This window comes from Edaphobacter sp. HDX4, assembly GCF_036877565.1.
GTDB lineage: Bacteria > Acidobacteriota > Terriglobia > Terriglobales > Acidobacteriaceae > Edaphobacter.
In genome coordinates, this window is record NZ_JAEDXW010000039.1 from 1 (window position 1) to 22,955 (window position 22,955).

21 protein-coding genes and 1 pseudogene are annotated in these 22,955 nt (G+C 55.8%); 13 read left to right on the forward strand and 9 right to left on the reverse strand.

Features of this window, described 5'->3' with window-relative positions; genetic code table 11:
* Positions 1–196 (forward strand): annotated as a pseudogene (locus tag JAO29_RS22480) (zinc-dependent alcohol dehydrogenase family protein); the annotation flags it as partial.
* Between the two features lie 121 nt (positions 197–317).
* Here the strand turns inward: JAO29_RS22480 and JAO29_RS23705 are convergent.
* From JAO29_RS23705 to JAO29_RS22490, 3 genes are all read right to left on the reverse strand, one after another.
* Positions 318–632 (reverse strand): GNAT family N-acetyltransferase, encoded by a 315-nt coding sequence (locus JAO29_RS23705; RefSeq protein ID WP_442886473.1) that lies wholly within the window; start codon positions 630–632, stop codon positions 318–320.
* A complete protein-coding gene (locus tag JAO29_RS22485) occupies positions 566–952 on the reverse strand; it encodes a GNAT family N-acetyltransferase (protein WP_334270524.1) in 387 nt (128 codons plus the stop codon). Before JAO29_RS22485 ends, JAO29_RS23705 begins: the two co-directional genes overlap by 67 nt.
* A gap of 370 nt (positions 953–1,322) precedes the next feature.
* The gene (locus tag JAO29_RS22490; protein ID WP_334270525.1) at positions 1,323–2,117 is read right to left on the reverse strand and encodes an XRE family transcriptional regulator; all 795 of its coding nucleotides are present in this window, start codon (positions 2,115–2,117) and stop codon (positions 1,323–1,325) included.
* A gap of 196 nt (positions 2,118–2,313) precedes the next feature.
* Between JAO29_RS22490 and JAO29_RS22495 the strand changes: the two genes are divergently transcribed.
* The 10 genes from JAO29_RS22495 (at position 2,314) to JAO29_RS22540 (ending at position 13,192) form a co-directional block, all read left to right on the forward strand.
* Positions 2,314–2,793: a response regulator gene (locus JAO29_RS22495; RefSeq protein ID WP_334270526.1), complete on the forward strand. Its 480-nt coding sequence runs from the start codon at positions 2,314–2,316 to the stop codon at positions 2,791–2,793.
* A gap of 266 nt (positions 2,794–3,059) precedes the next feature.
* Positions 3,060–3,875 (forward strand): MBL fold metallo-hydrolase, encoded by an 816-nt coding sequence (locus JAO29_RS22500; protein WP_334270527.1) that lies wholly within the window; start codon positions 3,060–3,062, stop codon positions 3,873–3,875.
* A 540-nt stretch (positions 3,876–4,415) separates the two neighbouring features.
* Entirely contained in the window at positions 4,416–5,252 is an 837-nt protein-coding gene (locus JAO29_RS22505; protein ID WP_442886472.1) for a beta-xylosidase, read from the forward strand.
* Positions 5,249–6,370 (forward strand): NAD-dependent epimerase/dehydratase family protein, encoded by a 1,122-nt coding sequence (locus JAO29_RS22510; protein ID WP_334270528.1) that lies wholly within the window; start codon positions 5,249–5,251, stop codon positions 6,368–6,370. Before JAO29_RS22505 ends, JAO29_RS22510 begins: the two co-directional genes overlap by 4 nt.
* Before the next feature lie 66 nt (positions 6,371–6,436).
* Positions 6,437–7,531: a GDP-mannose 4,6-dehydratase gene (locus JAO29_RS22515; protein ID WP_334270529.1), complete on the forward strand. Its 1,095-nt coding sequence runs from the start codon at positions 6,437–6,439 to the stop codon at positions 7,529–7,531.
* Positions 7,528–8,835, forward strand: a complete 1,308-nt coding sequence (locus JAO29_RS22520; RefSeq protein ID WP_334270531.1) for a TIGR04295 family B12-binding domain-containing radical SAM protein — start codon at positions 7,528–7,530, stop codon at positions 8,833–8,835. The genes JAO29_RS22515 and JAO29_RS22520 overlap by 4 nt, the downstream gene beginning before the upstream one ends.
* Positions 8,823–9,923, forward strand: coding sequence for a glycosyltransferase family 4 protein (locus JAO29_RS22525; protein ID WP_334270532.1), 1,101 nt, complete (start codon positions 8,823–8,825; stop codon positions 9,921–9,923). The genes JAO29_RS22520 and JAO29_RS22525 overlap by 13 nt, the downstream gene beginning before the upstream one ends.
* An 85-nt stretch (positions 9,924–10,008) precedes the next feature.
* A complete protein-coding gene (locus JAO29_RS22530) occupies positions 10,009–11,028 on the forward strand; it encodes a CgeB family protein (RefSeq protein ID WP_334270533.1) in 1,020 nt (339 codons plus the stop codon).
* Positions 11,025–12,128 (forward strand): CgeB family protein, encoded by a 1,104-nt coding sequence (locus tag JAO29_RS22535; protein WP_334270534.1) that lies wholly within the window; start codon positions 11,025–11,027, stop codon positions 12,126–12,128. The genes JAO29_RS22530 and JAO29_RS22535 overlap by 4 nt, the downstream gene beginning before the upstream one ends.
* Complete coding sequence (locus tag JAO29_RS22540) at positions 12,125–13,192, forward strand: CgeB family protein (protein WP_334270535.1); 1,068 nt, start codon at positions 12,125–12,127, stop codon at positions 13,190–13,192. The genes JAO29_RS22535 and JAO29_RS22540 overlap by 4 nt, the downstream gene beginning before the upstream one ends.
* Here JAO29_RS22540 and JAO29_RS22545 read toward each other — a convergent pair.
* Genes JAO29_RS22545 through JAO29_RS22565 form a run of 5 tightly spaced genes read right to left on the reverse strand, consistent with a single transcriptional unit; the run spans position 13,189 to position 17,633 of the window.
* A complete protein-coding gene (locus tag JAO29_RS22545; protein WP_334270536.1) occupies positions 13,189–13,866 on the reverse strand; it encodes an HAD family hydrolase in 678 nt (225 codons plus the stop codon). The genes JAO29_RS22540 and JAO29_RS22545 overlap by 4 nt on opposite strands.
* Entirely contained in the window at positions 13,863–14,924 is a 1,062-nt protein-coding gene (locus tag JAO29_RS22550; RefSeq protein WP_334270537.1) for a glycosyltransferase family 9 protein, read from the reverse strand. Before JAO29_RS22550 ends, JAO29_RS22545 begins: the two co-directional genes overlap by 4 nt.
* Positions 14,921–15,736 carry a TIGR04290 family methyltransferase gene (locus JAO29_RS22555; RefSeq protein ID WP_334270538.1) on the reverse strand — a complete coding sequence of 272 codons (816 nt, stop codon included), beginning with the start codon at positions 15,734–15,736 and terminating at the stop codon, positions 14,921–14,923. Before JAO29_RS22555 ends, JAO29_RS22550 begins: the two co-directional genes overlap by 4 nt.
* Positions 15,708–16,511, reverse strand: a complete 804-nt coding sequence (locus JAO29_RS22560) for a sugar phosphate nucleotidyltransferase (RefSeq protein WP_334270539.1) — start codon at positions 16,509–16,511, stop codon at positions 15,708–15,710. The genes JAO29_RS22555 and JAO29_RS22560 overlap by 29 nt, the downstream gene beginning before the upstream one ends.
* 24 nt (positions 16,512–16,535) lie before the next feature.
* Positions 16,536–17,633, reverse strand: coding sequence for a CgeB family protein (locus JAO29_RS22565; RefSeq protein ID WP_334270540.1), 1,098 nt, complete (start codon positions 17,631–17,633; stop codon positions 16,536–16,538).
* A 215-nt stretch (positions 17,634–17,848) separates the two neighbouring features.
* Here JAO29_RS22565 and JAO29_RS22570 point away from each other — a divergent pair, with 215 nt between their 5' ends.
* Positions 17,849–20,089, forward strand: coding sequence for a Tex family protein (locus JAO29_RS22570; RefSeq protein ID WP_334270541.1), 2,241 nt, complete (start codon positions 17,849–17,851; stop codon positions 20,087–20,089).
* A gap of 56 nt (positions 20,090–20,145) precedes the next feature.
* Here JAO29_RS22570 and JAO29_RS22575 read toward each other — a convergent pair whose 3' ends face one another.
* Positions 20,146–21,123, reverse strand: coding sequence for a carbon-nitrogen hydrolase (locus tag JAO29_RS22575; protein WP_334270542.1), 978 nt, complete (start codon positions 21,121–21,123; stop codon positions 20,146–20,148).
* Between the two features lie 300 nt (positions 21,124–21,423).
* On the opposite strand from JAO29_RS22575, the gene JAO29_RS22580 reads away from it, so the two are divergent.
* Positions 21,424–22,851 (forward strand): glutamine synthetase family protein, encoded by a 1,428-nt coding sequence (locus JAO29_RS22580; protein WP_334270543.1) that lies wholly within the window; start codon positions 21,424–21,426, stop codon positions 22,849–22,851.
* Positions 22,852–22,955: the final 104 nt, after the last annotated feature.

Sequence of the window (22,955 nt, forward strand, 5' to 3'; positions counted from 1 at the left end):
GCTCGCGCGCTGGGTGCCTTCCCAACCGCTCGCGAAAGTGCGGACAGCGATGGTTAATCTTCTCACCATGTTGTCGATTGGCGCACTCACGCCGCCAGCTATTGTGCGGTATTCAGCTAAGGACTTCCAAGAAGCAGTACACCTGGCCGATGGTGAGGCGGGACAGGAGAAGGTCTTCCCGGACTTCTCCGACTAGTATGTTCAGAATTGGCGGATTCCGCTGGCGTCCTGCGAATCTCGGATTCGAATCTCAACTGTTGATAACAGGGCCATGCTCTCATCGACCTCACCGTCAACCACCCGGGAGTGTTTTCGAGTTAAACGTAAGAAATACGTTCTTCCAGCAGCTTCGGAAGGAGGACCTTCGTGGCTGGCCAGTCCCTCATCGTAAAGGAATAATTCACAGTGTCACGCACAAAACCATCACGCATGATTGTGTGACAGCGTAAGACTCCGTCGCGTACAGCGCCGAGTCGCTCGATCGCTCGTTGCGATCGGACATTTCTCGCATCAGTGTTCAACTCAACTCTGTTCGCTGAGATCGTTTCGAAAGCGTGGCTGAGCATCAAATACTTCGCCGCAGTATTGATACGTGTCCGCCGATAAGGTGCTCCGACCCAGGTCTTTCCCAGTTCAAGCCTTTATGTTCTGATACGACCCGGTAGAAGCTGGTTGTGCCGACTGCAGATTGGCTAGCTTCATCGATGATTGCGAAGTTCATCTCAATGCCGCGTTTGTTGGCATCCATCGCTGTGCCTATCCACTCCTGCAGGTCGTTCTTTGATGCGAGGTGGGCGAAGGTCATATAGCGCCAGATATCCTCCTCTGCTGACCAGACAGAGAGCTGGTCGAGATGGGAGTAATCGACGGGGACAAGGCGAACCGAATAACCCTGTAGGATTGCTTTTTGCAGGGGCCACTGAAAATGCCGTTCTGAATCCCGTACCGTCATGTTGATACCTGCTTACTTTCTTTTACAAGCAATATTTGCCGAGAGTGCTTCTCATCCGTCAATCCGTACGGAACACTATCGTCAATTGAGCTTTTGCCGAACGCTTTCTAGAATCTCATCCGAGAGCGCCTGATCTTTTACAGCATGTGCCAGCACGACTCCGCCCAATAATGCAGCCGCTTGAAAGTATGCGTTCATCATGTAATGGGCACAAGGAGGAACATGGCTACCATCTACCTTAACCAGACGACATCTCTTACGCCGGAGCAGTACATCGCTGGTCTTACCGACGCGCAACCTGGAATCCATGCTCGCGGTGCGAAAAACCCGCAGTGTGGAAACGCAACTGATCCGTATCAGCTTGAGCGGGCTAGTTCTTGTCGACATTCTGCGGAAGAGCATCCTTGGACACCCACCAGGCTACGGCGCCCACGGCCTTCCATTTGGCTTGATCCGTCACATCGACGGGCAGATCGGTGTGATTGGCGGAGACCAGGATGTCGGAGCTTGCGAGCCGCTGCAAACGCGCAACCTTGAATCCATGCTCGCGGTGCGAAAAGACCGCGAGCTTCTTGTCCAACTGAGCACGATCAGTGATGCCTGTGTCTACGGCGAGAATGGATTCCGGTGGGATAAGAGGAGCCATTGAGTCGCCGCAGAGATGCATGCAGAGCATATTTTCCGGATGGGGACACCAGCTCAGCGGGGCCATCAGAACGTCCAGTACCTCAGCCTGAGCGAGCGTGACATGCGGGCCGGGCGGAATGCGATCGCCGTACGCCGTGATGTTCAATAGCGGAAGGATAACCGCATTCGATTTGCTGTCCACGATCCCTCGCGTGAGCTTTTTGCCAGAGATAAGCGTAAAGTCCCTGAGGTCAACGCGCAACGACGAAATGCTACCTTGCAGCTTCGTAGCGGGGAAGTTAGAGGGATCGACTCCAGCGCGCTCCCAGAAGTACGCCGCGTCGGGCAGGCCGAGGAGATTTCCCATAGCAAGATAGGAAGCACTCGTGGGTTCGTGGCTACCCTTCATCCAGCGGGTCACTGTCGGCCGGGAGACCCCCAGCCGCGTGGCAAGGTCGGCCTGCGACAGTTTGAGGCTGGTCATCAGACGCCGAATGTGGTCTGTCCAATCCGAATCTGCTGAGCTCTGGTTTGACATCCGGTCCACCTTCAAGAGTGTTTCACTAGTGCAATTGCACCCATGAAATCAATAACTTAGAAGCAACACCGGGTATGATAACAACGTCTTAATGCTGCATGCATGGAACGTATATGCAAATGAACGGGGCATCGAAGACACCTCTCTTCACATGTGCCTGTTCGGATTAGATGCGGTTCTCTTTAGGAGGAGAGACGTGGGCCCCGAATTGAAGAGTAGACGAGTACTGATCGTAGACGACGAAAGAACCATCGCAGACACTTTGGCAAAGATCTTCATGAATGCGGGTTATGAAGTTTGCGCTGCCTATACAGCCGAGCAGGCATGCGCGATGCTACCCACCTGGTCTCCGAATTTGGCCATCATAGACGTTCATCTTCCCCACATGAATGGGATCGATTTCGCGATACTCCTGAAAGCGGAGTATCCGAATTGCCGTCTCATGCTTTTTTCCGGGCAGACAGAGACCGCGGAGTTGCTGGAAATGGCCCTTAGGGAGGGCCACACATTTGAAATTCTAGCCAAACCTGTTCACCCTACCGAGCTTCTCAACTGGGCTGCCATGAATGCGCAGATCGATAAACAGAACCGCGAACCGAGCGGGTATTCTTCTGCTGAATCCGGTGCCCCCGAGATGTTGCCTCTAAGGCTGACCACCCCACCCTCCGAGCAATAAAGGCAGTATTGGTTCTCGCCAAGCGTACCGACGAGAACCTCTCCATGCCGAGCCAAAATCGTTGGACGCCGTCTCTTGGGTAGCCTCTGGCTTCCGCGACAAAATGAAGATCTTAAAGTTCCTCCGTCATGCGACGCCTGCAGCTCGCGGTGGCGTCGAGGCCCCAACTCTTTCATTGCACGGCGGCTCTGCTGAGCGAGACCGTACGCGCTATGTGCTGGTCGAGATCTACAGAAGATGGCATCTAACGTGGTCAGGAGCAGGATATGGACAAAATCGATATTGCCGATGATCAGGTAGTCCCGATGGAGGCGATCGCGCGAGGGCTGCGTGGGCTGAAGATTACATTCGTCAACGTATTTGGGGTGACCCATGGCGATGGTTCATGGACATTGATTGATGCGGCTATACCCTTTTCGGCATCGCGCATACAAAGCTGGGCAGAGGATGCTTTTGGACGCGCACCAAATGCGATTGTATTGACGCATGGGCACTTCGATCATGTGAGTGCAGCAAAGGACCTAGCCGACTATTGGGACGTGCCGATCTATGCCCATCCTCTGGAGTTTCCGTACCTCACGGGACAGAAGGAATACCCTCCGCCGAACTGGGCGGCGGGCGGCGGCCTGATGCCATTAGTTTCTCCAACTCTGCCCCGGGGACCGATCGATCTGGGCAGTCGACTACGCGCGCTTCCAAGCGATGGCTCCCGATTGGATTTGGAAGAGCTGCCGGGATGGACACTGCTGCATACCCCGGGGCACACACCAGGTCATATCAGCTTCTTTCGCAATGAGGACCGAACGCTGCTGGTCGGAGATGCATTCTGCACCACAAAGCCCGAGAGCTTCTTCGAGGCCAATCTCCTTCAGCATCCTGAACTGCATGGACCGCCAGCTTATTTCACATCCGACTGGGATGCGGCAAGATTGTCCGTCCTGAAGCTCGCTCAGTTGGCGCCTACCACAGTCGCTCCGGGACATGGCAAGCCGCTGGCAGGTGCAGATGTTGCAGCATCCCTGCAAGAACTCGCGATGCGATTCAATGAGGTCGCCGTGCCGGAAAATGTCAAGGCTACGTAGTCGATGTCTGTTGCCGAGCGCGGAAAAGAGTCGGTAACCGAATGCAAGTTGCATCCAGAGCTCAAGTCATCACTCTAGAGATCGATGACTCGATGCCACTTAACTGAATGCATAGCTCCTGAGCGATATTCCTAATTTGATCTATCGAACCGAAATCATTCCAGAGAAGGAGACGTGAGTAGACGTCAACGGATGCAACTCTCATTTCTTCAGATAGATGGTTCAAGTAGCGAAGCATAATACTTCCGAGCTGCCGGAGTGATCGTCGCGCTGGGTCGGGTGGCCGACCTTGTGGACATAGCTCATCCGAGGCAACTTAATACATCTTTGTACCTTCTGAGTAGCTAGGGCCGCGACTTCCAGTGTCAGCGGTCCGTATGGGGCAGAGTTCCTGATCGGTCTTGGTGCTTACCCGCAAAACACACTCCAAGGGGGAACTACGTGGTCGAAGCCGTCGTGCTTTGGAACGAGCCAAATAACTTGTCTCACTGGAACTTCCATCTGGATCCGGAATGGCGTCGGTATGCAGAGATGGTGAAGATGGCTTCCCACGCGATACGGAGTGCGAATGCGGACCTGCCGATAGTTTTGGGTGGTGTCTCGTCGTGCGACTGCGACTTCCTGCGTACGATGGCAAATCACGGCGTGATGGAACATGTAGATGTGGTGGGTGTACATGGCTTCCCTTTGGACTGGAACCACTGGCAGATCGATGAATGGCCGGACCGGATTGCGGAAGCGCGTCGGGTAGCTGACAAACCCGTATGGGTATTAGAGGTAGGAGCATCCTCTTTCGGAGCTGAGGAGGTCCAGGCCTTCGGGGTGGAGAGAACCCTTCATCTTCTCCGCGACAGAGTTGACAGGATTCACTGGTACAGCCTGTTCGATCTTCCTCCAACATGGCCTGCCGAGACACGACACAAAGAGGCCGAGGGCTCTTCCTATTATCGGCACTATTATCTGGGGCTGATTAAGAACGACGGAACGCCGAAGTTGGCGATGCAGCATTTTCCGTCAGACGGCTCGGTGGGATTCTGCCAGTGGTTTCACTTCGAAGATCCAAGATTGGATGATGCAGTCCGCTGGATGAAGGAGCACGGAGTTCAATATCTGCGCACGGGGCTTAGCTGGGCAGATTCGTTTCGCCCGAATGCAGTGGCCTGGTTCGACAGAATGATGGAGGCGCTGGAGCCGTTCGATGTCTCTCTGACATTGTGTTTTACGCCAGCACATCTAGGACTCGAGGAGCACCACACAAGTCCTCCCAGGGACAACCAGCAGTTTGCCGATTTTGCCAGATGGGCAGTTGAGCGTTACGCATTGCGAACGCCTGCAGTTTCGCAAAGAGACCAACAAGAGGGAGTGGCTACGCTATGAGCAAGAAAGTACTTATTACAGGTGGCGCCGGTTTCGTCGGCTCACATTTAGCTGATGGGCTCTTGCGTGCAGGACATCATGTGCGAATTCTGGATGAACTGACTCCTCAGGTGCACCCGTCCGGACGTCCGGATTATCTGTCGAAGGATGTCGAACTTGCTGTTGGCGATGTGCGCGACCCGAACCGCCTGCGAGAGGTGCTTGCCGGAACGGATGTGGTCTTCCACTTCGCCGCGACCGTTGGTGTGGGGCAATCGATGTACGAGATCAGCCGGTACATGAGCGTGAACACACAGGGTACGGCGGAGCTGCTGCAGGCGATTCTGGATTCGAAGAACCCACCCGAGAAGATTGTGGTCGCATCGTCGATGTCTATCTATGGCGAGGGACGATACATCTGCAGCGAATGCGGGAAGAGCGCTTCCCCTGCGGTCCGATCGGTCGAGCAGTTGAAGTCGACCCGATGGGAGATGCACTGCGACGAATGTGGCGGTGTGCTGAAGCCCGTTCCGACGGACGAGACGAAACCTTCAGAGATCAACTCGATGTATGCGCTGTCGAAACGCGATCAAGAGGAGCTGTGCCTTATCTATGGCAGGACGTATGGCCTTCCCGTGACGGCACTACGTTTTTTCAACATCTATGGCACGCGACAGGCGCTGTCAAACCCATATACAGGAGTTGCCGCTGTATTTGCATCTCGGATGTTGAACGGGAAACCGCCGTTGATCTTCGAAGACGGTGAGCAGATGAGAGATTTCGTGCACGTGAACGACATCGTCCGTGCGAACCTCCTGGCAATGGAACGGCCGGAATCGAATGGACATGTCATTAATGTCGGCTGCGGAAAACCGATCACCATCCGAACGGTGGCGGAGATTCTGGCACGATCGCTGGGCAAGGATGTCCTGCCGGTGATTACGAATAAGTACCGCGCAGGAGACATTCGTCATTGCTATGCAGACATCACCAAAGCCAAGATGTTGCTGGGTTATGAACCGCAGGTGACGCATGAGGAGGGATTTCTTGAGCTCGCGGAATGGCTGCGCGGGCAGAAGGCCGAGGACAAAGCAGACACGATGTTAAAGGAATTGAGCACATATGGCCTGACTGCATAGACCGATGTGCGATTTGATCGGATTGTGAGACCTGAACAGAACCAATGCGCCAGGAAGGAAAAGCTGATGGAGAGAAACGGGGAAAGAGCGGTTCTTATCACGGGCGGTGCTGGATTTATCGGATCGAATCTGGCGCAGCGCCTTTTGAGTACTCCTGGGCTCCGGGTGCGCATTTTAGATAATTTCTCTCGTCGTGGAGTAGAGCGCAATGTTGCGTGGCTGCGAAGCTTAGCTGCTGGTAAGCAACTCGAGATCATCAAGGGTGACGTTCGCGATGTGCGCACTGTGCGGCAGGCGGCTCGTGGGGTCGCACAGATTTATCATCTCGCCGCCCAGGTTGCAGTCACAACTTCAGTAGAGGATCCAGAGACTGACTTCGAAGTCAATGTGCGCGGAACCTTGAACGTCCTGGAAGCGGCCCGGGCGAGTGAGGAGAAGCCGTTCGTCTTGTTTACTTCAACGAATAAGGTGTATGGCTCTCTGGAGAGGCTGGCAGTGGAGGTGAATGGAACACACTACTCCGCTACTGATAAGGATTTCCGCGGGGTGACGGAGAGCGAGCCCCTGGACTTTCACTCGCCGTATGGCTGCTCGAAAGGGGCGGCCGATCAGTATGTGAGGGATTACTCGAGGATCTACGACCTCCCCACCGTGGTATTCCGGATGTCATGCATCGCCGGACCAAGGCAGTTCGGCAATGAGGATCAGGGTTGGGTCGCTCATTTCCTTTATTCGGTTCTGGCTGGTCGGCCGATCACGATTTACGGCGATGGGTACCAGGTGCGTGATGTTCTGCATGTGCAAGATCTGATTGATGCCATGATCGCTGCCGGACAAGGATTGAAGCACACGCGCGGACAGGTCTACAACCTGGGCGGTGGTATGGAACGTTCCGTATCGGTGATTGAGATGCTGCGAGCGATTGAGAAGAAGACGAAACGTCCTCTTCGACTTGAGTACAGCGAGGTACGTCCCGGAGATCAGCCGTTGTATATAGCTGACACGACGAAGTTGGAGAGCGATACCGGTTGGCGACCCAGACGAAGCCTGGATGAGACCCTGGATGCGATCCATCGCTTTTGGAAAGAGAACCGTGTTGATGCCTTACATTCCGAAGAACATAGAAGTGCTGGAAACCTGATAGAAGAGGAGGTGGCATGAGGTATGCACTGCTGAATCCGCAGTGGAGCTTTGAGGGATCGACGTACTTTGGCTGTCCTGAGCCACATGCTCCGCTGGAGTTGCTGTCAGCAAGAGAGATGTTGAGAGCGGCAGGTCAAGATGTACTTCTGATCGACGCCAATATGGATTCCCTTGGACCGGACGAAGTGCGGCGCCGATTGGATGTATTTGAAGAAGATTTCCTGGTCATTCCGACGGCTCCGTCGTACCTCTTCTGGCGGTGCCCTCAGCCGGAGCTGCGTGTTCCCAGGGAGTGGACCAACGCCCTGCAGAGACATTCGAAAGTTGTAGCTATAGGACCGCATGGGTCTGTTACTCCTCACGCGACCATGGAGAAGACAGGAGTGGATGTCGTGCTGCGAGGGGAGCCGGATCAGACTTTGCCGCAGCTAGCCACGACACCATGGGAGATGATAGCGGGCTGCTGTTGGAGGGATGAGCAGGGTCGTTTCCGTATGAGCGAGGGCCTGGGCGTTACGGAGATGAAAGCAGTAACGATGCTTGACTACTCCGATTATCCCGTGGAACGGCACCGGCATCTTCATCACATCTTCCCCGGCAATGGGGCCGATCATCTAAAGCTGGGTGCAGAGGTGGAATTTGCTCGCGGATGCCCGTACTCATGCACTTTCTGCAATAAAACACTGTTCCGAAACAAGTTCCGGGAGCGAGATGTCAACGAGGTGCTGAAGGAGATTGATCAACTCATCGCGCGTGGGGTGGATTATGTGTACTTCATCGATGAGATATTCGGCGTTGGTAAACAGGTTCGGGTACTTCTGGAGGAGATTGCAAAGCGGCCGCTCTCAATTGGATTCCAGACACGGATCGATCTCTGGAACGAGGACACGCTCGAGCTCTTAGGGCGTGCGCACTGTGTTTCTTTCGAGTGCGGAATCGAGTCTATTACGGAAGAAGGCCGAGAAGAGCTTAATAAAAACTGCAAGTTCACGACCGATCGGATTCAGTCGCTGCTCGTATACGCGCGCCGGCATATTCCGTGGGTCCAGGCAAATCTGATTGAGACGACGAAGGATGACCCGGCTGAGGTCGAGCGCTTCCAAACTTATCTAAAGTCTCAAGGAGTCTGGGTGAGCGAGCCTGTACCCATGTTTCCTTTCCCCGGCAGTCCGCAGTATGTACAGACCTTTCAGGCACAGCCGGATGATCAAGCATGGGAGAGAGCGCATGCTTTCTATCTGCAACTGTTCGCGGATCGTGGATTCAGTGATATACAGACGCAGCATCCCCGGTCGCTGGCGGAGCTGGAATGCGCCTGCTGATCACTACCGATACTGTGGGCGGCGTTTGGCGGTTTTCTCAGGAACTGACTCGTGGCTTGCTGGATGCGGGTTGCGCTGTTGCGATGGTGAGCTTCGGAAGACAACCTTCCGCCTCGCAGTTATCCGAGTGCCAGGCGTTGACCCATCAATGGAGTGAGCAGTTCCGATTTATCAGTACGGATATACCACTCGAGTGGATGCAGGAGAACTGGCGCAGCTTCGATGAAGGTGCGCCTCTGCTCGAAAAGACAATTCGAGAGTTTGGTGCGGAACTGTTGCATACCAATCAGTTCTGCTTTGGAGCCGTGCAGATCGGAATCCCAACGGTTGTCACGGCTCATAGTGACGTGCTGAGCTGGGGTCGAGCGTGCCGCTCCGGCGATATGGAAGATTCGGAATGGCTGCGGCGCTATCGCAAGCTGGTACAGCGTGGTCTGGATAGAGCTGACGCGCTAACTGCTCCCACGGTTTGGATGCTGCAGGCGCTCGGCGAGGGCTTTTCGCTACCGTCGGAGAAGAGAGTTATCCCCAATGGACGGACCTTACCGGCTCCCGGAAAACGGGTGCGACGCTTGCAGGCGGTCACTACAGGGCGCCTGTGGGATGAAGCCAAAGATGTAGCCCTGCTGGAGCAGGTGAGATCGCCGATGCCCCTTGTGCTAGCGGGTGATACAGAATACGACGGCGTTCGGAGCGGAATGATGACAGGTGTCTCTTTGCTTGGCCAACTGAACGAAGAGGAGATTGTGCGGCTATTCGAAGAGAGCACAGCGTATGTGTGCACGTCGCGTTATGAGCCGTTCGGTCTAGCTCCGCTGGAGGCGGCGCTGTGCGGATGTGCGGTGGTGGCGCGGAGGATTGATTCTCTCCGCGAAGTCTGGGGAGAGGATGCCTTGTACTTTGGGAATGCGGAAGAACTCTCACAGATTCTGACGCGATTGTATGTGGACGCTGCAATGCGTGCTGATATGCAGGAAAGGGCGTACAAGCGGGCCCGCAGGTATTCTCGCGAACGAATGACCAAGCACTACCTGGAGCTATTCACCATGGTGACTACGCGAACAAGGGAGGCTGCTGGTGTCGCGTAAGCTGCGCATAGCATATTTCGCTCACTCACTTAGGTCGGACTGGAACAATGGAAATGCTCATTTCTTGCGCGGCTTGATGCGAGAGATGCGGGCTCTGGGACATGACGCCGTTGTCTTTGAGCCGAGGATGGACTGGTCTCTCGAAAATCTCTTACAGGAGAGATGCGGAGAGGAGTCGCTCCAGCAATTTGCGGCGACATACCCAGATCTTCGAATTGAGCTGTATGAAGCCGGTTCCATTTCGGACACTGATACCTGGCGGGAGGCGCTGAAGGATTTCGACGTGGTGCTGGTACATGAATGGAATCCTCCCGCGTTGGCGAACACGCTGCTGGACCTTCGAGAGACATTGGGATACAAGATGTTGTTTCACGACACCCACCATCGTGCCTCTTCCTCGCCAGAGCAGATTCGGTTGTTTGGCGTGGATCGCTTCGACGGAGTTGTGGTGTTCGGAGAGATTCTGAGGAAGATCTATCGAGAACGGTTCTCTATGTCGCGGGTCTGGACGCTGCACGAAGCAGCGGATACCTCCGTGTTCCGTCCTTTTGCCGACGTTTCTGAACAACAGGATGTTGTATGGGTGGGGAACTGGGGCGATGACGAAAGGTCAGAAGAGATACGGAGGTTCCTGCTTGACCCGGCTGCCGCGATGCCGGAACGGAGTTTTATGATCTATGGGGTCCGTTACCCAGAGGAGGCGCGAGAGGCATTGCGCAACGCAGGCGTTCGGTATGGAGGCTATCTGGCGAACCTGAATGCACCCGCTGTGTACGCCAGTTCCCGGCTCACGGCACATGTCCCGCGACAGCAGTACGCGAGAGAGATGGTGGGCATCCCGACGATCCGGGTATTCGAAGCGTTGGCCTGCGGAGTCCCACTGATCTCGGCACCATGGCAGGATGCAGAGGGTTTGTTTCGCGAAGGAGACATGCTGTTTGTCGAAACAGGCGAGGAGATGCAGCGTGCGATAAAGCGACTCCTGGAGCAACCGGGAGAGGCGAAGGCCCAGGCAGACAGAGGAATGGAGACCGTACAGGCTCGCCATACCTGCCGCCATAGAGCCGAAGAGTTGACGGAGATTATTGAGGAGGTACTGCGGTGAAAATCTTTGCTTTTGGATCGAGCATAGTGTCGTCCTATTGGAATGGAGCGGCGACCTATTACCGTGGCTGTTACAAATATCTGGCACAGCGAGGTCACGAGATCACCTTTGCGGAGCCTGACGCATATGGTCGGCAGCAGCACCGTGACGCCGGGGACTATACCTATGTGAAATCGCTGGTATACCGTCCTACGGTAGATATCGAGGAGATGCTTGAGCGCGCCTCGGAAGCGGACGTGGTTGTTAAGCATAGCGGCATTGGGGTGGATGACGTGTTGCTGGAGCGGTTGGTTGCAGAGATGAGCGAGGAGCGGCCGACGTTCTTCTGGGACGTGGATTCGCCGGCGACGATTGCGCGCCTCCGTGCTGATGTGCAGGATCCCTTTCGGGAAGCGGTGCCGCGATACGATGCAGTGCTGAGCTATGGGGGTGGCCCGGCGAGCCGCGATGGATATCTGGAGTTTGGCGCGCGAGCTTATTACAACATCTACAACGGGCTCGATCCGGATACCCACCATCCTGTGCCGCCCGACGATTCTCTGCGATGTGATGTCGCCTTCCTCGGAAACCGATTGCCGGATCGCGAGGCGCGGGTTGAGGAACTTTTTCTTCGAGCAGCGATGCTGGCTCCTGAGAGAGATTTCCTGCTGGGAGGAGAAGGCTGGGGCGACAAACCTTTACCAAAAAACCTGCGTTGGATCGGGCATGTGCCTACAGGGGACCACAACCGCGTAAACTGCTCGGCGGGAATGGTAATGAACATCAATCGGTCCTCCATGGCGAGCACAGGATTTTCACCTCCCACTCGGGTCTTCGAGGTTGCGGGGGCCGGTGCATGTATGTTGTGCGACGACTGGCCCGGTATTGACGATTGCTTCGAGCCGGGCAAAGAGATTTTGGTTATACGCGGGGCGGAGGATGTTGTGGATGCGTTGCGACGGTACGATGATGCAGCGCGACAGAGGATCGGCGAGGCCTTTCACGCGCGCGCACTTAAGGACCACACATACGCCCAGCGTGCGGCGCAGGCTGAGGCGGCATTTCTGAAGTCGATGGAGAAGCGCGAAATCGTAACAAGTGAGGTTGTGGGACGCGCATGAGGATTGTGATCTATGGGCTGACGATTACCTCGTCCTGGGGGAATGGACACGCGACGACCTACCGTTCGCTGGCGAAGGCACTCGCCAAGCGCGGGCATAGCGTGCATTTTATCGAGAAGGATGTGGAGTGGTATCGAAGCAACCGCGATCTGCCATCTCCTGAGTTCTGCACAGTGCAGCTGTATGATGCCTGGGCTGCGGGTTCAAAGGCGCTTGTTGAAGCGAGCGCCGGTGCAGATGCAGTCATCGTTGGCTCGTACTTCCCGGATGCGATTGCTCTGACCACCGCGCTATTGGAAGCAGGACATGGACCTTTGCTGTTCTATGACATTGATACCCCGATCACAATGGCGCATCTGCGAGCGTCGGGAAGAACGGAGTATCTGAACGAGAGCTTGATCCCGCACTACTCCGCATACCTCAGCTTTACCGGCGGCCCAGCACTTAAGGAACTGGAAGATAGTTTTGGTTCGCCGTGGGCCGTCCCGTTCTACTGTTCGGTAGATCCGGAGTTGTACAGACCAACGACGTGCCGTGAGGCGTTTCGCAGCGATCTAAGTTATCTGGGAACCTATGCGGCAGACCGTCAGCCAAAACTTACACGGTTATTGGCAGGCGCAGCGGCGATTCTCCCCGAGCGAAGATTTGTCGTTGCAGGACCACAGTACCCCCAGGACATAGTGTGGGGACCGAATATCGGGCGAATGATTCATGTTCCGCCACCCGAGCATCCAGCGTTCTACTCGTCCTCCCGGTTCACACTGAATTTAACGCGTAACGACATGGTGGCATCGGGCTACTCGCCCTCGGTGCGTTTGTTTGAGGCTTCTGCTTGCGGCGCGGCGATCTTGTCGGATTCCTGGACGGGACTCGATGAATTTCTGACGCCGGGCGAGGAGATTCTACTGCCGAGCGATGAAGAAGAAGTAGCAGCAATCCTGACGGAGATGTCTGATGAAGAGCGGGTGCGAATGGGTAGAAGGGCACGGGAACGGATTCTCGCAGAACACACTTCAGAGCATCGTGCAGAACAGTTTGAGAGAGTAGTGGAGAGGGTCAGCTAGAGCAGCTCGGCAAAGGAGTGGAGGCACAGCGAAGGCTGGGAGGTCGCAAGTTGCTCGAAGGTATAAGTTCCGGTAGCCACCGCGATCACGGGCAGGTGATTTGCACGCGCTGCGAGAACGTCGGCAGTGGTGTCGCCGATTACCAGAATTGATGGATCTCGGGGCAATCGGCAGCGAACCTGCTGGATTGCGTGGCGGAAGACGTCAGCACGATACTCGAACTTATCGCTCCAAGCCCCGAGATGGAAAAAGTCAAGGAGACCGGCGGCAGTGAGCTTCTGCCTGCCAATGCGCTCGAGATTGCCAGTGGCAACGCTTAGGATGGCTCCTTTGCGCTGCAAGTGCAGAAGAACTTCACGAACTCTGGGTAAAACCGCCGCGCAGAGCTGGTCTCGATTCTGTTCCACCTGACTGCACATCTGTTCCTGGATCCGCACAAGCTGCGGACGCCAGAGATCTTCAGGGATAGCTGCGTGTGTAAACGCGTCACGCAGAATGCCAACATCGGTGTTGCCGTGGGTAACAACTCCGTCAAGGTTCATCGGTCGATTGGCGATTGAAGTAAGAGCATCACAAAAGGCGAAGTAATGAACGGCATCGCTGCAGTTAATGAGTGTGCCATCGATGTCAAAGAGGTATGCGTCGAATGCATCCCACGCGCGAGGGAGGCTCATGCGACAGCTCTCGCATATGGGCGTTCAGCAACCCAGGTTTGTAGCTCCTGACTTACGCGATCGACAACGCCTTGCCAGTCACCGGCTACAGGTTGGCGAAACAGCCGCAGTGAGGGGTACCAGGGAGAGTCGTCGCGGTCGATCATCCACCGCCAATCAGCCGCGTGCTGAAGAAGAAGCCAACAGGGAACATTCAGGGCTCCGGCAAGATGAGCTGCTAAGGTGTCGACCGTGATGACGAGATCCAGTTGAGCGACGACCGAGGCGAGGGGAACGAGACCAGCATCAGAAAGCAGCGGGCTATCTTTCAGATGGGGGCTGCTACCAAGAGTCTGCCAACGAGTACGGGAACGACCACCCTGCAGATTCCAAAACTGGCAGTCTTTACGCGACAAGAGCCGAGGGAGAAACTCGAAAGGTAAGTTGCGAGACGGGTTCCACTCTCCTGAAGACCAGACAATACCGACGCGCGGTAAAGATGAGGGTCCGAGTGCGTTATGGGCGCGGAAGAGATCGGCCCAGGAAAGACGAAGGTAATTAGTCGCAATGGGAAGCTCGGAGAGACTGGAACGGAATAGGTACGGTAGCTCCATCACCTCAATCTGAACATCCCAGGTCGGCGGAATCGGGGGAGCATCTGCGCCCCAGGAGATGACCTCATCTACTCCGGAGATGCAGCGAATCAATTCCACGGCTTGAGGAGCGCATTCAACGACGATGTTCTCGCAGCGCGATCGGAGGAGTGGAGCATAACGAAGGAATTGAACCGTATCGCCAAAACCATGGAGGCATCGGACGATAACGCGCTTACCCGAAATGTCTTCGCCCTGCCAGAAGCGGTGGGGATCGGGGCCTCCATGACTACGTATAGCATCGCTTTCGTGCCAGGCGGCATCGAGATCGCCTTGCAGGGCGGAGGCTATCCAGCGACCGCCGCAACAGCGAGCAGCGTCCGCTCCCGCGGCTTCAGCACGATGGAAGCACTCGAGAGCCTCAGGGAGCAGGCGTTGCTCGAGAAGGGCTTCTGCCCGGTGAAGGAGACTCGAATCATTGTTCATCGAACGGCACCATCAGGAGGAAGCTCTAAACTCCTTGGAGCCTGTGCAGGATAGACGCAATGGGGACCATCGGGCGGTGTCTTCACGGGCTTCGAGCGGCAGAGATAGACCTCGTCCTCCGGGTGAGATTCGATTTCGAAGCCGGAGGAACGAAGCATTGCCTCTACGCATGCGCGATTCGGGATCCACCAGTTGGTCTCATCATGAGAGTAGCGATCCTCTACGAAGTGCATCTTGGGATAGCCAGGCTGGTCGAACGGTGCGGGCGCGTTGAAATCGTAATCCGGCTCGATAGAGATAGTGTCACGGCTGCCGCGCTGCATGCTCTGAAAGAGCAGGAGATCTTTAGCAACGTGTTCATGGATCAGGTCAAGGGCAAGAAGGGGGTGGCGCAGGTGATAGAGCACACCCATAAAGATGACGAGATCGAACTTCTCCCCGAGAGCAGCCACGTCCCAGACGGGGAGGCGACGAAATTCGATGTCCGCTCCCTGCACCTCCGCAGCAAATCGAGCCTGACGGAGGTAGCGCTCGTCGGTATCGATGCCAACAACGCGGGCGGCACCGCGCCGTTTCATCTCAAGTGAATAGAAACCTCCATTGCAGCCTATGTCCAGGACGGTCTTTCCTGTGAGGTCGGAGGGGATAGCATCGCGAAAGCCGGCGAACTTGATCTCAGGGTAATCACCGAGAAAGTGGTGCGGTGCGGTCTGTATGCCGGCGAGGCGCAGGTTGTGAAACCAGGGCCCAAGAGCTTCAATCTGCTGCTGGAGGGTGTGTTCCTCAACTGCGGTCTGCGATAGCGAGTTCATCGGTTGATGGAGTCTCCTCATTTGGGTTAGATGAAGTTGAGGGTTGCGCTTCAAGGTTCTGCTCGAGCAAGTGAATAGCCGAGCGGTAGCCATAGAGGGTACCGGTGTCGACATACTGTCGGCCCAGGCGACGACCGACAGCGTGTCCCCCCTCCGAGATCCAGGCGTTGATGAGGGTACCGAAGTATTCGTCACGGCGGTCAGGGCGGCACCAGAAATTATGCAATTCATGGAAGATGTGGCCGGGCATCTTCATGGCGCCCCAGATCCATCGACTGGAGGCATTGTGCTGCTTAACCTGAATGGCAAGGACTCTATCCGAATCATCGGTGGTTACAGCATCGAACAGCTCTGGCTGATCCACAGGGAAAAGCAGGAATGAAAGCACGTCATCTGGCAGTTGTGTCAGAGCATCTGCGGGAGACCAGACAGTATCCGGCAAGCCAATAATGACATTCTCGTCAGGCGGGATGAGCGGAGCAGCGCGAAAGACAGCATCGCAAAGACCGCCCGGTGCAGACTGGACGACATAGGCGATATCTGCCCCCCACAGCCGCGAGCCATAGTACTGCAGGATATCGGTCTTCGCAGGTGAGATAACAAAGCAGAGCTTGTCGGCTCCTCCGGCGATCATGCGCTCGACTAAGTACTCACTGACTGCGCGGGGACGCTCAATCCCATTCTCGACACGGCTGCCTACCGGAAGCAGCTCCTTCGAGAAGGCAAGCGGTTGAATGCGGCTGCCCGCTCCAGCGGCTGGAATGATGCCCCACATAGATTCTCTTCCTTCTCGTTAGATTCAGGCCCCAAGTGCCATGGTTTGCTGCCCTCTGGGGAGGGACTGGCAGAGCGTCTCGAGCTCCACCAAGCGGTGCTCTGCTGTGTGATGCGTGAGAGTACGCTCTCGGGCTGCTTCGGCGATCAGAGATAGTTCCCGGTCTGATAGTGAAAGGGCTTGAACGACATCCTCGGCGGAAGTCACCGTAAGGATCTCTTTGCCTGGGGAGAAGAAGGATTCGAGGCCCTCCCAGCGGTCTGTAAGCAAAGGTGTTCCACAGGCAGCCGCTTCAAAGAGGCGTCCCGAGGGGCAAAAACCATAAGTAGCCATTGCACGACGGGTCACATTCAGGGTGGCACGAGAGGAGCAGAAGAAAACAGGATGCAGTGCCGGCGGCATGTGACGAACAAAGAACAAGTTGTTTAACCAGGGGAAATCGTTGGGATATTGTGCTCCCCCTATCAGGAAACGCTCGTGTGGAAGCTGCCGTGCCGGGCGAACGAAGAGCTCTTCGAGTGCAGGCTGGCGGTCGGCGGCATAGGTCCCTAGATAGCTGAGGGTCGAGCGAAGCTCGGTTTGGGGAGCCGTAGGAGCGTGTGTCTCCGAGTCAACCCAGCCGTAGAGGGGAGCGGCCGTTCGTGCACCCAGACGATCTTGAAGTTCGCTTAGAGCTCGCCCCCCGGTATAGCTGAGGACGAGATCAAAACCAGCAAGGCCTCCAGCCGGCAAATAGTCCACCGGCAGGCCGGAATTTAAAGCGTCGAGTGTTACTGGTGTGTCGAGATCGTAATAAAGGCGTAGAGGAACGCGGGAGTCCAGGATCAACGCGGCAGCGGCAGGCCCATCCGGGCAGTAGCTCGTGGCGAAGGCTATATCCGCCCTGCCAAGATCAATGGTCGCCTCTGAACGGATCTCTTCGAAACGATCATAGAGACGATGATTGACGCCGGGAGGGATGGTCCACTGGTCACGAGTGCTGGAGTAGTAGGGGGCGTCGCGTTCATAAAACGTGACGGTATGATTCCGGCGAGCCATCGCCTTCAGGAGCCCTCTCCAAAGAGTGGCATGTCCGTTGCCCCATGAAGAAGAGATAGTTAGACCGAAGATGACAAAGTGCATCCGCTCCTCACGTGAGTATCTGAAAAAGTCAGATGCTTGTAGACACTCTCGGGGATACGTTGGACCGTCAGGCCAAAATGGCGGATTTTGGCATGGAACCGGTCTGACACCTATGAGGCTGATGCCGCGTCTCGATGTGATTCTGTGTGAATGGATCATCCTCGGCTTCAAGGGGCCGCGTTTTCCTCTATCCGGTTGATTAGGATGGGAGAGGCATGCCTGAACCAACTTCCTTAAGTCCGCAACTTCTCCGCCATATCGCTGAAACTCTAAGTCTTCCCCTGGCAGGTATAAGGGCCGTGATGGGGCTTCTGGATGAAGGATCTACAGTTCCTTTCATCGCCCGCTATCGCAAGGAGGCGACCGGGAACCTGGATGAGGTGCAGATCCGGGACATTGCTGACAAGTTCAGCTACTTCCGAGATCTCGTGCAACGGCGTGAGACTGTGCTTTCTTCCATTGCAGAGCAGGGCAAGCTCAGCGACGATCTCAGGGATCGCATCCTCGCGACTATGGACCGAAGTGAGCTTGAAGATTTGTATCTGCCCTATAAGCCGAAGCGCCGCACCAAGGCCACCATCGCTCGGGAGAGGGGACTTCAGCCTCTCGCTGACTATATCTGGGAGCAGGGCGCTAGGGACGTTGATCTGATCGCGTTGGCTCAGTCACTCGTCGATCCGGCGAAGGAGGTCCTCACTGTTGAGGACGCGTTGGAAGGTGCTCGGCATATCGTTGCTGAGCGCATCAGTGAAGACGCAGGGGTCCGCAAGGCTGCCAGAGATCTGATGTACAAAGAGGGTTTCATCTGCAGTCGTAAGTCGATGGATGCCGTGGACGAGCAGGAAAAATTCAAAATGTACTACGAGTATCGTGAGCCGGTGAAGACTATCCCGTCACACAGGATGCTTGCAATCCGACGCGGTGAAGCGGAGAACGTACTGTACTGGCTTATCGAGATTGAAGAGCCTCGGGTGCTCTCGCTCTTACGTTCCCTTGTCGTTCGTGCAGAAGGAGACTGGACTCCGCATCTCCACCTGGCTATCGATGATTGCTGGAAACGCTTACTTAATTCATCCATTCAGGTTGAGATTCGGATGGAGTTGAAACGCCGGTCCGATGTCGCTGCGATTGAGGTGTTTCGCGAGAATCTGGAACATCTGCTGCTTGCGGCACCTGCGGGTCCGATCGGCGTACTCGGCATTGATCCGGGTCTACGTACCGGCTGCAAACTTGCGGTAGTGGATGAGACAGGCAAATTCCTTGCAGAGGACGTTATCTACCCGCACACGGGGCGAACCGCTGAGGCGGCAAATAAACTCTTCTCTCTGATATCGAAAAACAACATTCGGGCGATTGCGATTGGGAATGGCACGGCTTCGCGGGAGACGGATACATTCGTCCGTGACTTTCTGGTGGAGAAAGGGCTGGCAGATATCTTCCGCGTCATCGTTTCGGAAGCGGGTGCCAGTGTGTATTCCGCATCGGAGGTGGCACGGCAGGAGTTCCCGAATCTCGATTTGACGGTACGGGGAGCAATCTCGATCGCTCGGCGCCTGCAGGATCCGCTGTCTGAACTGGTGAAGGTAGACCCAAAGTCAATCGGTGTAGGACAGTACCAGCACGATGTGGATCAACGTCAGTTGCAGCAATCTCTGGAGGCGACCATCGAGAGCTGCGTGAACCGGGTCGGTGTGGACGTGAACACAGCCTCCTGGACTCTCCTCCGCTACGTTGCCGGGATTAATGAGCGTATCGCCCTCAATATCGTCAGCTTCCGAGACAAGAACGGGCGTTTCCGCTCGCGTGCCCAGCTTAACGAAGTGTCCGGCGTCGGGCCCAAGACCTTTGAGCAGGCCGCTGGCTTTCTCCGCGTCCGCGATGGAGAGCAGCCGCTCGACAACACCGCAGTTCATCCTGAGTCGTATGGCCTGGTGGAGGAGATCGCAGCATCGTTGTCGAGACCCATTCCGGAGCTCATTCGCAATCCGCAGCTGCTTTCCGGGTGGAACAGGGAAGGCTTTGCGGCTGGGACGTTCACGCTGAACGATATTCTGGAAGAGTTAAAGAAGCCTGGACGCGATCCTCGCGACAAGTTTGTGATGCCTACCTTCCATGAATCTGTCCGGGACATCAAGGATCTGGCAGTGGGTATGGTGCTTGAAGGTGTGGTAACGAATGTTACGAAATTCGGCGCTTTCGTGGACATCGGCGTACATCAGGATGGACTCGTCCACATCTCCGAGATCACGAATCGGTTCATCAAAGAGCCGTCTGAAGTGTTGAAGGCTGGACAGATTGTGAAGGTGAAAGTGCTCTCTGCCGATGCAAAGACGAAACGCATCGGACTTTCCATGAAAGCGCTTCAGACAGCCGCCACTTCTTCACCGAAGAGGCCGCCGACGATATCGATCGACGACAAGCTGGCCACGCTGTCGTCTAAATGGCGGACTCAGTAACGCTGATCGAGCCGAGGGTCATTCTGAATTCAAGGGTTCGTCGCCGCTGAAGAGAGTCAGTCTAAAAATCTCTTGGCGATGCCCTCGTATGCATCGATGCGGCGATCACGAAGAAACGGCCAGTGCTGCCGGGTCACTTCAATCAGCTTGGGGTCGAGATCCGCAAGCAGGATCTCCTCTTTGTCGTGTGAAGCCTGAGCCAGAATGCGTCCGAACGGGTCGGCTATGAAACTTCCTCCCCAGAACTCAAGACCGGATGCAGCAGTGTGGTCCCCGGGTCCGTGAAGTTCGACCGTGGCCGGATTGCCATCAGCAGCGGTAGCCTTGAATTTGACGTCGCCATGCTCGTGCCCTGTGCGATTGACGGCGCAGACGAAGACGCCATTTGCAATCGCGTGTGCACGCTGGGCAGTCTGCCAGGCCGAGTATTGGGCCTCTCCAAATTCGGATTTCTCGGATGGATGCCACCCTATAGCAGTAGGGAAGAAGAGGATCTCCGCGCCCTTCAACGAGGTAAGGCGCGCTCCCTCTGGATACCACTGATCCCAGCAAACCAGAGTGCCGATGGTGCCGGAGGTCGTCTGCGTTGCCTTGAATCCAAGATCGCCTGGAGTGAAGTAGAACTTTTCGTAGTACAGCGGGTCATCGGGGATATGCATCTTGCGATAGGTATCGGCGATGCGCCCGTCCTTTTCCAGGGTTACGGCGGTGTTGTGATAGAGGCCAGGCGCTCGTCGTTCAAAAAGAGATGCTACAAGAACCACACCTGTTTCCCTGCAGACGCGACTGAGTACATCTGTCGAGGGGCCGGGGATCGGCTCTGCCAGTCCGAACAACGCATGGTCTTCACGCTGACAAAAGTACTGGGCACGGAAGAGCTCCGGCAGACAAACCAACGTGGCACCCTGCCGAGCAGCCTCATAGACCCGCTCGGCTGCCTTGTCGAGATTGACCTGCGTGTCGGCAGAGCATGACATCTGGATGAGGGCTACACGCTTGATTCCCGAAGGCGTAATTGAATGATGGCTCGTCATGGCAGTTACTCTATTTTGTCATGGCGATCGCTCTGTTTTCCAGGTCGCACGTCGATCCGTAGTATTGCCGTCCAATTGTTTTCAGTATTGGATTCAGGCCGCACAAGGCGGGCGCGGCTTCTACGCCTCCGTGGCAGATACTGTGGAAGTTTCTTTATTTTCTGCGTTAATTTCTGATACGTTGGAAGAAGGGTCTTCTGCCCACGACGCCAGCGGATCCATTCTCCCAAACACCCTAAAACGATCCTTGTCAGCCGACCACGCCAGTCGTGTATTTCATTGCAGAAGGAGCAAAAGACGTTGAGCGAATTTCGTGATTTCCTGGAACTTTCCTATGCCGAACTCGAGGACTTGAACCTGCAGGCAAAGGAGCAACGCCGTAAGCGCGTCGCCCCGGACGTTATTCAGGAGGAAAGACTCAAGTACCTGACCGATGAACGTCGCATCAAGGCGGTTACGGTTCTGTTCAGCGACCTGGAAGGCCGGCTTCATATGCTGGATTACGACAAAAAGTTCCTGGTCAAGAGCTACGACAACCTGACGTTCGACGGATCCTCGATCCGCGGGTTCACAGCTCAGCGCGAGAGCGATCTGCGCCTGGGAATTGACTGGAGCGCGTTCTACTGGGCGCCGGCTGACGTCTTCGGGCCCGGCAAGGTCCTGGTCTTTGGCGAGGTGATCGACAAGAACGGCGGAACGTACAGCGCTGACATTCGCGGCGTGTTGAAAGAATTCTCCACGGAGATGTTTACGACGCAGGGCTACACGCTCAATGCGGCCAATGAGATCGAGGGTTTCCTCTTCGAAGGAATTGATGCGGAGCGTAGATTCCACGAAACGGGGCTCTTCGAGTACGTCAATAAGGGTGGTTACTACCACTCGCTGCCCGGCGATCCCCTGCGCGAGTTCATCGATACGACGGCTGAGGTTCAGCGCGCGATGGGCTTCGAAAATGAGAAGGACCATCCTGAAGTGGCGCCATCGCAGTTCGAGATCAACTACACCTATGGTGAAGTTGTTGCTGCCGCTGACCAGATCCAACTGTACAAGTTGATCTGCCGCCAGATTGCGACCCAAATGGGAATGACGGCCAGCTTCCTTCCCAAGCCCGTCGTCGGGGTCAATGGCTCGGGTATGCACACCAATGTCTCGATCACCAAGAATGGGAAGAACCTGTTCTGGGATCCGAAGGGCGAAGAGAAGATCTCCAAGCTCGCGTGGCAGTTTACGGATCGCATCCTTACCCACGGCAACGATCTTTGCCTGCTGCTGAATGCCAGCGTCAATGCATACCGGCGTCTCGATCCTCACTTTGAAGCACCCAACCAGATCAAGGCTTCCGCCACCGACCGCGGCTCGATGGTTCGCATTCCCATTGGCAACGAGAAGTCGGCGCGAGTCGAGGTTCGTTCCGTCGGACCTGACGCAAACCCATACCTGGTTCTCTACTCGATCTTCAAGAGCGGACTTCAGGGCGACACTTCTAAGATAAAGAACCTTCGCCAGGCGGAACGTTATCTTCCGGACAACATCTACACGGCCATGGAGAACTTCCGTGGCTCTGACTGGACTTCCAAGCTGCTGGGAGAGGATGTCAAGGGGCGCTATGCGGACCTGAAGCAGGCCTCAGCCGATCGTTGCCCTCGTTTGTTGGGCACGATCGTGAAGGCACCCGAGGTTCAGTTCCATCACGACGTTTACAACCAGCTCTTGTGGAACATCTTCTAGATCAGAAGCTAGAATTCGAAACGAGACCCCGGCGCAATGCCGGGGTCTCGTTTTGCGTGGACGCTGATCTTTGAGCGATCCATGCTAAGGTATCTTCGAAACGG